Origin of the sequence: Halococcus sp. AFM35, from assembly GCF_051195015.1 — an archaeon.
GTDB lineage: Archaea > Halobacteriota > Halobacteria > Halobacteriales > Halococcaceae > Halococcus.
This window is the reverse complement of record NZ_JBNTJU010000107.1, coordinates 1-674: the sequence shown is the minus strand read 5'-3', so window position 1 is coordinate 674 and position 674 is coordinate 1. Positions and strand designations below refer to the sequence as shown.

1 pseudogene is annotated in these 674 nt (G+C 58.3%); it reads right to left on the bottom strand.

From position 1 onward, the window contains the following. Positions 1-158: 158 nt before the first annotated feature. Positions 159-599 (bottom strand): annotated as a pseudogene (locus ACQUQO_RS18280) (integrase core domain-containing protein); the annotation flags it as partial. Positions 600-674 lie beyond the last annotated feature (75 nt).

Below are 674 nucleotides of genomic sequence, written 5' to 3'. Positions count from 1 at the left end.
GCAGCCTACACACCTTGTTCCAGTGCCCCTCACAGAGGTCTCGCTCCCTGTGGCTTTATCAACTCAGAACGCAACAGCGAGAGTAAATCAACCAAACCCGATATAAAAACACCGATAGTTCATCGTACTGGCAGTGTCTATTTGAAGGCGCTGTCTAGTTAAGCCTCCTCAGCCGGCGTGCGGCCGTTGAGAGCCTGATGCGGTCGCTGCGTGTTGTAGTAGTGTACGAACCGCTTGAGCCAGCGGCGAATGCTGGCCGGACCACCGTTCCAGGTCGTATAGAAGCGGTCCGTCCGCTGTTTGAGCGTCTGGAACCACCGCTCGATGTGGTTCCGGCCGCTATACTCCACCTGACCGCTCAGTCCCAATCGGGACAGAGCGGTCCGGTAGCCGAAGCTGTCGACCAGCAGTTCCGTTTCCGAAAGGTCGTGATGCTCTGCAAGACGCGAGAGGAATGCCGCCGCGGGACCGATCCCGCGGCGGCTGAACACCTCGATATCGAGTACCAGCATCGAATCCAGGTCGATTGCAGCGTAACACCACCGCCACTCTGTGCCGATCTGAATCGCTGTCTCGTCGACAGCGACCCGCCGCGGAGTTAGGGTCTAGCGCAAGTTCTTGACCTTTGGACGCGTATCTCTCTGAATGGGAGCGCGACGAGCTGTCGTTGAACG